The 9,987-nt window shown below is 48.6% G+C and carries 5 protein-coding genes; 2 read left to right on the top strand and 3 right to left on the bottom strand.

Going from position 1 to position 9,987, the window contains the following annotated elements:
- A partial coding sequence (gene putA / locus OS145_RS09165; RefSeq protein WP_006956107.1) for a bifunctional proline dehydrogenase/L-glutamate gamma-semialdehyde dehydrogenase PutA occupies positions 1-3,094 on the bottom strand: 3,094 nt, incomplete at its 3' end.
- Positions 3,095-3,313: 219 nt separating this feature from the next.
- Between putA and OS145_RS09160 the strand changes: the two genes are divergently transcribed.
- Positions 3,314-4,813 carry a CYTH domain-containing protein gene (locus OS145_RS09160; RefSeq protein ID WP_006956106.1) on the top strand — a complete coding sequence of 500 codons (1,500 nt, stop codon included), beginning with the start codon at positions 3,314-3,316 and terminating at the stop codon, positions 4,811-4,813.
- A 10-nt stretch (positions 4,814-4,823) separates the two neighbouring features.
- Positions 4,824-7,667: a bifunctional [glutamate--ammonia ligase]-adenylyl-L-tyrosine phosphorylase/[glutamate--ammonia-ligase] adenylyltransferase gene (gene glnE, locus OS145_RS09155; protein WP_083773272.1), complete on the top strand. Its 2,844-nt coding sequence runs from the start codon at positions 4,824-4,826 to the stop codon at positions 7,665-7,667.
- Here glnE and lpxL read toward each other — a convergent pair.
- Both lpxL and tolC read right to left on the bottom strand, forming a co-directional pair.
- A complete protein-coding gene (gene lpxL / locus OS145_RS09150) occupies positions 7,664-8,590 on the bottom strand; it encodes an LpxL/LpxP family Kdo(2)-lipid IV(A) lauroyl/palmitoleoyl acyltransferase (protein WP_006956102.1) in 927 nt (308 codons plus the stop codon). The two genes, glnE and lpxL, sit on opposite strands and share 4 nt — an antisense overlap.
- A gap of 110 nt (positions 8,591-8,700) precedes the next feature.
- Positions 8,701-9,987, bottom strand: a 1,287-nt coding sequence (gene tolC / locus OS145_RS09145; RefSeq protein ID WP_006956101.1) for an outer membrane channel protein TolC, incomplete at its 5' end; no start/stop codon positions are given.

Here is a 9,987-nt window from a genome sequence, read left to right as displayed (position 1 = left end):
TGAAACGCGTGAGGTAGTGCGGTCCACCTGCTTTCGGCCCAGTACCTGACATACCACGTCCACCGAATGGTTGAACGCCGACAATCGCACCGATTTGGTTACGGTTGATGTAAACGTTACCGACATCAACGCGGCTTGCGATGTCATACGCGAACGTTTCGTTACGGCTATGGATGCCAAATGTAAGGCCGTAACCTGTGCCGTTGATACTGTCGATTACATCATCCAACTCTTCAGTTTTGTAGCGGATGACATGAAGAATTGGACCAAAGTTTTCCTTGACTAACTGGCTGATGCTGTCGATTTCAATAGCCGTTGGCGCAACAAAAGTGCCGCCTTGAGTATAATCAGGCATCGGCGCTCGAGCGATCAGACGACCCGCTTGTTGAATATCTGAGATATGCTGTTCCAAATTAGTTTTAGCAATACCGTCAATGACTGGACCGACATCGGTTTCGTGCAACAACGGATCGCCGACTTCAAGTTCTTCCATCGCACCGAGCAGTAAGTCGAAAATACGATCCGCAATATCATCTTGGACAAACAAAACACGCAGTGCTGAGCAGCGCTGTCCGGCACTTTGGAATGCACTTGCGACAACATCAGTGACCACTTGCTCAGGTAGCGACGTTGAATCGATTAACATGGCATTCTGACCGCCTGTTTCGGCAATCAGCGGCACGATAGGCCCAGTGCGCGCTGCTAAAGCGCGGTTGATTGCCTGTGCTGTATAGGTAGAGCCTGTGAAGCAAACACCGCCGATGTCTTCCTGAGAAGTCAGGAAACTACCGACTTCGGCACCACTACCTGGCATAAAGTGCAAGACATTGCCTGGCACACCGGCTTCTAGAGCAAGTTGTACTGCACGATATGCTATAAGCCCAGTTTGCTCAGCTGGTTTAGCGATAACAGAGTTACCGGTTACCAGTGCAGCGACGACTTGGCCAACGAAAATAGCAAGAGGGAAGTTCCACGGGCTGATGCAAATAAAGGTACCGCGACCTTCGAGTTTCAGTTTGTTGTCTTCGCCTGTGGGACCTGGCAACTGAATCTCGCCGTCCATTAATTTACGCGCTTCTTTCGCATAGTAGCGGCAGAAATCAACGGCTTCACGGACTTCATCAATACCGTCTTGCAAGCCTTTGCCCGCCTCAACGGAACACAGCGCAATTAATTCATTACGGTTAGCTTCCATTAAGTCGGCAAATTTTTCGAGGCAGGTCGCACGTTCGTCAACCGGCACCTCACGCCATGCACGATAGGCTTTATTAGCGCTTTGCAATGCTTGTTCAGCAAGCTTTTTATCGCCCCAATAAATACTACCCACTTGTTTTGTAGTCTCTTGCGGGCTAGTGATGCTTACTTGGTGGTCGGTCTCTACGGTCTTACCGTCAACAATTGGGCCACCTTGCCATTGTTTGTCGCGATACTGTTGTACTGCGGCAATGAAATCATCTGCTTGTGAGTGAATATTCATATTCAATCCTAATGAATTTTTGCGTTCCTCATACATTGCAGGAGGAAGTGGAATCTTGTCGTTAGCATAAACTTCGTGACGCATTGCTGTCTTCAGCGGATGTACAACCAATTCGTCGACGGGTGTATCAGCATCAAGTAGCTTATGAACGAATGACGAGTTAGCACCGTTCTCGAGTAAGCGGCGCACTAAGTAAGGTAATAGATCGCGATGAGGACCCACGGGCGCATATATGCGCACAACCATACCTGGCTTCTGCTTCATCAGCGTGTCATAAAGATTATCACCCATACCATGTAGGCGTTGATACTCAATGCGGCGCTTATGCGTCTCGTTCATGTGCTCAATGGACATAATGGTCTGCGCATTATGAGTTGCAAACTGTGGATAGATGGCACCATCCGTATCATCGCTTAGTAAGTAACGTGCGCAGGCAATATAAGAAAGATCACTGTGAGCCTTGCGGGTAAACACAGGATATCCTGTGACACCATTCTCTTGACTCCATTTAATCTCATTATCCCAGTACGCACCTTTTACTAAACGTACAGGAATTTCATCGCCGCACTCGCGGGCAAGCGCAGTAATCCAGCATAAGGTGGGCAATGCGCGCTTAGAGTAGGCTTGAACCACCAAACCAAAGCGCGGCCAGCCTTTACACACACCACTCCGATACACTTTTTCGAATAACTCGAGTGATAATTCGTGGCGATCCACCTCCTCAGCATCGATGGTCACGCCAACATCAGCTTCTTTCGCAAGCTTGACGAGGTCGGTGAGCGTCGTCGCCAACTCAGTTAATACGCGTTCGTGGTTTGATGCCTCGTAACGCGGGTGCAACGCCGATAGTTTGATAGAAATCGTGGGGCGCGGTGCATCCGGATTATTGAATTTTTCATTGGTGATGGTTTTAATCGAATTGACGTACTGTTGCTTGTAGTACTCTGCATCACTCATCGTTAATGCGGCTTCGCCGAGCATATCGTAAGCGTGGGTATAGCCTTTGTCGCGATTTTCACGACTTTCTTTTAAGGCTTCCTCAATCGTACGGCCTAAAACAAACTGTTTACCCATAATTTGCATCGCGGCATACGTTGCTTTACGAACCACGGGTTTACCTAGCTTGCGGATCATGCGGCGGAAGGTGCCTCGTGGCGTTTCCATCGCTTTTCCGGTGGGATTGATAACGCCGTTGGTAAGCGCTAACCCCCAAGTACCGGAATTAACTAACCATGAAGCACTTTGGCCCATATGCTTTTGCCAATCACCGCCTGATAATTTGTCTTGTATCAGAGCGTCTGCAGTGGCTGCATCGGGAATACGTAACAGAGCCTCGGCAAGACACATGAGGATGATACCCTCTTTGGTGTCTAAGCTGTACTCTTGCAAAAACGAATCGACCATACCATTGTCGGCCTGCTCTCGCACTTGCTCGACTAACTTGGCGGCGCGCTCCGTCACTGTACTAACCGCGTCATCATCTGATGGCACCAGCGGCAACAACTCACGCATATATGCATCTTCATCGACGATATAATTGTCGGTTATCGCTTGCTGTAAGGACTTCAGATCCTCTGCCTGATGGCTTTTGGATAGCACCTCACTCGCTTTGAACATAGCATCTCCTGTTTGGCCAGGCCGAAGCTCGGCGTGCTTCCCCAACGATGGGAATCGGGCGCAAGTATACGATTATTTTTGCGCCGGTAAAGACTTTCCAAGGCCACGTTGCATATTTTCTCGATGGCTGTCAATAAAGCCTTGAAAACAATGTTTATTGACCCTTTGGAAACAAGTCAGTACCTTTAGCACAAAGCTTCCAGCACTGGGTATCCCAACATGTCACAAGAAATTGAGCTCAAACTATTAATTGAGCCACAACAGCGTGAGAATACACTCAATGAATGTCGAACCGTGGCTCAAGAGCACGGGGCAGAATCGTCTTATCAGGCGCTCGAATTGGCGAACGCATACTTTGATACCAGCGATCTGCGTTTACGACAGTATGATATGGGTTTACGTATCAGACGTTCAGGAGATCAATTAGAGCAAACAATCAAGTTGGCAGGTCGAGTTCTTGGCGGCATGCACGAACGACCAGAATATAACCTTAATGTTGACTCGATGGAGCCGGATATCACCTTATTTGATGAGGGGATATGGCCGGATGATTTCCCTGTATACGATATCCAGCGCGATCTACAAGCGCTTTTCAAAACGGACTTCACTCGCCACAAATGGCACATTCCAAGCGGGGATGGTCAGATTGAACTTGTGCTTGATATGGGTGAGATTGTCGCGGGTGAAAAAACAGAACGAATCGTTGAGATGGAGCTAGAGCTACAAGGCGGCGACCTTGCTGATGTCTATCGTTTAGCGGAACGTCTCGTGAAAAAAGCGAACGCACGAATGGGTTCTCTCAGTAAAGCCGCGCGTGGTTACTTATTAGCAGGAAAGAGTGCGTTGGAACCCTTTGTTCAAACGCACTTTGTTGATATTAATTCGGATTATTCGCTCGCCGACGCACTTTATAAGGCGCTCGAGTACGGTTTGCGTCATTGGCAACACAACGAGGCATGTCTGGAGTATCACGCCCACGTTCGCGCTGCTCAAGGTATGGCCGACGGAATTTATCTTTGCCGCGCAGTCATTGATCAGCTGAGAAGTCTCGACATTGACTGTCGCGATCTGCCTGAACAATTAGCGGAAATCCACCAGTCGCTAAGCTGGCTAAAGCGTTTTGAAGGATTGGCTGAGCTCACGGCCGAAGATGGCGCTTATCATCGAGCGTTAAAAAAGCAATCAAGTTTGTACGAGCATTTAGAGGATACTCAACAGCAAGTGATACAATTAGCAGAATTGGTCAAGGTGGTGCGTTCTGATAGTTATCAATGTGTATTGCTCGATTTGTCTCAATTTTTAATGGAAAAGCCGACTAACGAGGCGCTTGAGCAGCCTTGTCAAAGTTGGAGTACAGAACTTTTACGCAACGACTGGAAAGACGTTCAAGCGGCGTTCGAGGAAGTTGAGGATATGTCAGAAGAGCGTTATTTAAAGTTGTTGCCGGCTTTACAACATAGCTTAATGCTAGGTACCTGCTTAGGTCAGCTGTACGATGCTCAGCAGCGTGATAACTTCCGTTCGCCGTGGCTTGACCTAGCGCGGGGGATTCGTGAAATTAACGCGCTCCACATTCTACATGAAATGGTAAAAAACAGTGATGATCTTGCCGATGAGAAATTACTGGAATGGCAAAAAGTTCAACGCGAATCCTTACTAACTGCTTTAGAGTACTCACGCAAGGCGGCATTACGTCGTGAACCTTATTGGCAGCAATAAGTGGGTGACCATGCAAAACCGATTAGACCGAGTACCGGCAAAACACTTTATTGAAGCCTCGGAGCCAGTTTGGCAGCGTATTCACGAGCAGATCCGTTTACCGCAAGGCATGCTCAATTCACTACGTCATGGTGTCGCCGTCTCCTCTTTTATTGGCGAGGTAGCTGAGCGGTATCCCGAAGCGTTAGCCGCAGCGTGGCTTGAACCGATTTCGGCAAATGAGATTCGAGCGGCTTTTTTAACTCATATTGCAGCGGTTGAGTCCGAGAATGAACTAAAAGCTGCTGTGAGGCGATTCAGGCATGCTCACATGGCAGCGAGTGCGCTATTAGAATGGCAAGGTCAACGCAGCTTAGCTGAATCACTCGCCTTTTATTCGGAACTCGCCGATACATTGATTATCGAATCATTACACTGGCTTGAACAGCGCTTTTATCAACGTTTAGGGCGTCCGCTCGATATTGATGGCGAACTGCAGCATCTTTATGTGCTCGGTATGGGCAAGCTCGGCGGTCGTGAGCTCAACTTTTCCTCTGATATCGATCTTATTTTTTATTATCCAGAGCAGGGTGAAACACAGGGCGGCTCGCGGTCGGTAGAAAACTCCGTGTTTTTTACTCGGTTAGCTCAGGCGTTAATCGCTGTTTTGGATGAAAACACGTTTGATGGTCAAGCGTTTCGTGTCGATATGCGGCTTCGGCCTTTTGGACAGTCAGGCCCGCTGGTCACGAGCTTAGCGGCTTTAGAGCATTACTATCAGGAGCAAGGGCGTGACTGGGAACGCTATGCGATGGTAAAGGCACGGCTGCTCAATCGTTTAGGCAAGAAGCAGACAAATGCATTTCAAGAACTCATCCGGCCGTTTGTCTACAGACGTTACATTGATTTCGGTGCTATTGAAGCGCTGCGCAAAATGAAGCTTCTGATTACTCAGGAGACCAGGCGACAGGGCGCACAGGGTAATATTAAGTTAGCAGCGGGTGGGATACGAGAAGTTGAGTTCATTGCCCAAGCCCATCAGTTGATCCGTGGTGGACGCGAGAAGTCGTTACAAACGCGCTCAATCTATCGTGCATACGAGGCAATGGTCAACCTCGACATCTTCCAAGGGTCAGTGGCAAAACGTCTACTGCAAGCCTATGAGTTGCTTCGTGAAGTTGAACATCGACTGCAACAATTAGCTGATGAGCAAACGCAAAAGCTACCTCACGATGAATCAGCGCAAGAGAAACTTGCTTATCTCATGGGTGAGGAAGACTTTGCTCAGCTTGAGCAACGCATTGTTCAAGCGATGGACTTTATTCACAATGAATTTAAGCAAGTGGTAGGTGAAGGATCTGAGTGCGACGAGGAAGAGCAAAGTCTACAAGTGCTATGGCAAGATATGCTCGAAGACGACGCGGCACTGGAAATTATTGCTGCAGAAGGTGAGCAAGATGTTGACGGTATCTGGCGTTTAATCAAGCAATTTCGCAGTGAAGCTCGTAAGCGAAGTTCGGGGCCGCGAGGTCGAGCCGCATTAGCGCGTTTAATGCCATTGTTATTTCGGCAGATGATAGCGCAACCTCAATCGATGACGATTCTTGAGCGTGTGCTTACTGTTATTCGCGCCATTATGAGTAGAACAGCTTACATTGAGTTGTTGGCCGAAAACCCAGGCGCCCGAGTTCAACTTTGTCGTCTGTGTGCCGCTTCACCGTGGGTTTCGCAGCAATTGGCACTGCATCCTATTCTACTCGACGAGCTGATCGATCCGCAGCACTTGTACCAACTACCTGATTTGACTGATTACCCAAGCGTACTCAATGAGTTTCTGATACGCACGCCCGAAGATGATTTAGAGTCACAAATGGATGCGTTACGGCAAGCGAAACAGGTGTTGCAGCTTAAAATTGCGGCTGCGGATATCACGGGTGGCTTAGAGCTTATGAAAGTAAGTGACCACTTGAGTTATTTGGCTCAGGCGGTGACCGCAGAAGTCGTGCATCTGGCTTGGCGACAAATGGCGCAGCGTCACGGCACACCGCCAGGACGTTCGATACAGGATACGGGCTTTGGCGTACTGGCATACGGTAAGCTAGGGGGGTTGGAGCTCGGATATGGCTCAGATCTTGATTTGGTCTTTGTGACTCACGCGCAGTACGAAGGCTACACTGATGATGCCAAACCTATCGAAGTGCAACAATTTTACTTGCGATTGGCGCAGCGTATTCTGCACTTATTTACTACACGAACCGTGGCGGGAGTTTTATACGAGGTTGATTTACGCTTAAGACCCTCTGGTCAAGCTGGCTTATTGGTAACGCAGTTAGATTCGTTTATCCGCTACTTACGCGATGATGCATGGACTTGGGAGTTGCAGGCTTTGGTGCGTGCGCGCCCGATATACGGGACCGATGCTGTGCAAGCTGACTTACAAGATATCCGTTGCGCCATTTTGTCGCGTACGCGAGAAGCAACTAGCTTACGGGAAGATATTCTTGCGATGCGCCAAAAGATGCGGGCACATCTTTCAAGCGGGGGCACTCACTTCGATATCAAGCAAGATCCAGGCGGGATAGCGGACATCGAGTTTATTGCGCAGTATCTAGTACTCAACTATGCGCATGATTATCCACAATTGACCGAGTATTCGGACAATATTCGTATCCTAACTTGCGCCGAACAGTGTCATTTAATCGATCCTGTGGAAGCACAAGATCTTATCAACGCGTATCAAATTTTTCGCTGTGAGAGCCATGCGTTGGCATTACAGGGCGAAGATGCGTTAAGCCAACACGACTTAACCACAGAGCGTGATGCAGTTCGTCGTGTTTGGTCGCGTTTACTGAGCGAAAATGCGAGCGGCATTTAGCTGTAGTAGCTCGGCATATCCTCTTGGGGTCGTGTTTTGAAGCGTCGATGGACCCATAGGTACTGTTCAGGCGCTTTCAATACGGCTTGCTCAACCAGTTGGTTAATGAGCGTTGCGTCGGCGAGGTCATCGCCTATCGGGAAGTTGACTAACTTAGGCTCGTAGTAAACATCGTAGCCCGTGCCATCTTCACGTCGAACGCAACGACTGACAATAACGTTGCAGTTTTTGTGGTTGGCGAACAGCATGGTGCCGGTGGTTGTAGAAGCGTCAGGGACTGCGAAAAAGGGAGCGAATACGACGCGGCGACGGCCATAGTCTTGATCCGGTAAATAACCGGCTATTTCACCGTTCTTGATAGCATTGACCATGCCTTTTACATCGCGACGTTGGATCATATACTTGTTTGAACGCGCGCGCCCTTTAGTCTGTAAGTACTCCATAACGGCATTGTTGTGAGGACGATAGAGTCCAACTGCAGGCTCAACAAAGCCGTGTAAACGTGCATGAACCTCTAAACTCAAGAAGTGGAACAAGAGCATTAATACGCCTTTGCCGCCTTCTTGAGCATCTCTTAGGTTTTCTTCGCCATGGACGTGCAGCTTGCGTTTGATACGCCAATTCGGCCACCACCACGCGATACCCACTTCGAAATAGGCGATTCCCGTATTTTCTAAGTTTTTCTTAACTAATCGTTCGATCTCATCGGCCGGTTTATCGGGAAATGCCAGTGCTAAGTTACGGCGTGCAATGGCGACTCGACGCGGTAACGCCTTCATTAACAATCGGCCCAAGCCTTTACCCATGGCGATCTGTAGGCGATACGGTAACCATGAAACAGAATAAAGGAAAATAACACCGAGCCAAGTTAGCCAGAACTTAGGGTGTAAAAAATAGAGTTTAAACTTGGGTTGTTCGATCACGGACACAGTTCTTATTTTGGAACGAATAATACGTAGATTAACACAAATCAAAAACGTGCAGTGAACCGACCATTCACTGCACGTTCAGTGTTGAAGCTTAATTGAACGACTTATTCAGCCGCCGTGCTATCAACATTTTCAGAGAGGCTTTCGTTGATGGCTTGCAAATCATCAGCTTGCAATTCCCCAACCGTTTGTTCGAGGTTGATACGCTGACGAATATAGCCGTAGCGTGCCTGCGCTAGATTACGGCGTGCATCGAACAAATTACGGGTACTGTTAAGTACATCGACGATAGTCCGAGTACCCACTTCAAAGCCTGCTTCCGTTGCTTTTAGTGCACTCTCGGCTGAGGTTACTGCTTGCTGGAATGCACGGATACTCGCAATTGATGCATTGACCTCGTAGTAGGCATTGCGAACTTGACGCTCAACCGAGCGCTGAGTTTCCACCATTGATTGGCTTGCAGCAACATAGTTGTCGCGTGCCTGAGCAACTTGTGATGAGGTCCGGAAACCGCTGAAGATTGGTACAGAAACTTTTACACCAATAGAGCGCGTGTCAAGTCGAGGTAAGTCTATGGTGGTACCGTCGATCGTGGTTTCACTGTCTTGAGTACTGTAGCTTGCTGTTAAGCCAACAGTCGGGTAGTGACCGGCTTGATTAACTTCGATCTGCTGCTCGGCGATGTCAACATTCACCATGCTTTGCATGAGATTTAGATTGTTATTTTCAGCCTTTTTAACCCAACGGAGGACTTCCGCAGGCTGAGGGTCAGAAGGCGAAAAAGTATCGGTATTGAGACCGGCTAAGGATTGCGGATACTGACCTGTGATTTCGCGAATATTTTCCATCGCAATTTCAACGGCGTTACGCGCTTGAATTTCGCGAGCAACAGCGCTGTCATATTGAGCCTGCGCTTCATGAACGTCAGTAATCGCAGTCAGTCCGACTGAAAACCGTTGTTTAGTCTGTTCTAGCTGGCGCTCGATTGCTCGTTTTTCAGATTGGGCAAAGGCTAAGTCGTCTTTTGCTTGCAGTGCACCAAAGTAGGCGTTTACGACGCGTAAGCGCAATGATTGTTCCGCGGCTTGATAAGCGACTTCAGCGCGATAGGCTTGTTTGTTAGCGATATCTGACTCTTTCCATGTGCTCCAGTCAAAAATGTTTTGATTTAAGCTAACGCCAGCGCTCCAGCCATTTGAATCGCGCTTGTATGTGCCTAAGCCTGGCTGGAATGATTCTGATGAAGAATCACTGATGCCAACTTCGCCCGCGATCTGTGGCCAGAATGCGGAATTAGCGATATCGACGTTCTTTTGTGCGGCATCACGCTCGGCGGCTGCCCGGAGTAAAGCTGGATCGTTCTTCACAGCTAACTGGTATACGTCACGTAA

Source organism: Idiomarina baltica OS145 (genome assembly GCF_000152885.1).
In the GTDB taxonomy this organism is placed as follows: domain Bacteria; phylum Pseudomonadota; class Gammaproteobacteria; order Enterobacterales; family Alteromonadaceae; genus Idiomarina; species Idiomarina baltica.
Note: the sequence above shows the minus strand (reverse complement) of the source record. Positions and strands in the feature narration are given on the sequence as shown.

What these genes read in the sequence shown, in the direction of transcription:
- glnE (WP_083773272.1), top strand. Translation starts at nt 4,824, where the DNA reads ATGCAAAACCGATTAGACCGAGTACCGGCAAAACACTTTATTGAAGCC.
- OS145_RS09160 (WP_006956106.1), top strand. Translation starts at nt 3,314, where the DNA reads ATGTCACAAGAAATTGAGCTCAAACTATTAATTGAGCCACAACAGCGT.